The organism is Vibrio sp. 1249-1, assembly GCF_033340495.1.
The window spans coordinates 1-582 of the sequence record NZ_JAWOWJ010000872.1; the positions used below are offsets into that span (position 1 = coordinate 1).

The 582-nt window shown below is 48.3% G+C and carries 1 protein-coding gene and 1 pseudogene; both read left to right on the forward strand.

All coding sequences use genetic code 11. The annotated features are described in order from the left end of the window. Positions 1–271 (forward strand): CesT family type III secretion system chaperone (locus tag R7Z50_RS29395; RefSeq protein ID WP_318150001.1); only part of this gene is annotated, 271 nt, incomplete at its 5' end. A 9-nt stretch (positions 272–280) separates the two neighbouring features. Beyond that, positions 281–582: pseudogene (locus R7Z50_RS29400) on the forward strand (CesT family type III secretion system chaperone); the annotation flags it as partial.

Sequence of the window (582 nt, forward strand, 5' to 3'; positions counted from 1 at the left end):
GCGCATACGCGGCCTAGAGCTACTAGCCCCCCCAAATCACCCACGAGTAGGCAGTGGCAACTTGGCGTTATCGCTCGCCCCGAACGGTCGACAACTTGTCTTAGCGGGTCGCCAACCTACCGAGCATCTTAACTCAGCCAACTTGACAGTTTGGTTCCACGAAATCATCGAACAGACCGAACTTTGGCAAGCGCGTTTTGCCATGTTGGATCAAGATCTTTCAGCCACTTCAAATCATGAACAAAGTCATGTTCAACCGCTGCGTGTGTAGGAGGGAGTTATGGTGAATACAACGCAAAAAATCAGTCAAAGCCCAGTACCCGATTTGGAACAGTTTCGTGCCATTGCCGCGCAAAAAGATGACCGAGTAATCAGCAAAAGAGGCGAAGTCAAAGAGCCATCTACGTTCCATAAAGGCCACAAGTTTGCTTCGGTTAGCGAAGGCGTATTAAGAAAAAAATACACCAAGTTCTTCCAAGAAAACATCAAAACGCACCTCGACTTGAAGCAGGCACTGCTTAAGGAAGAAAAACCAGAAACCGCACTTTTGGCTTATTCATTAGTCAGTCCGTCAGGCTACCG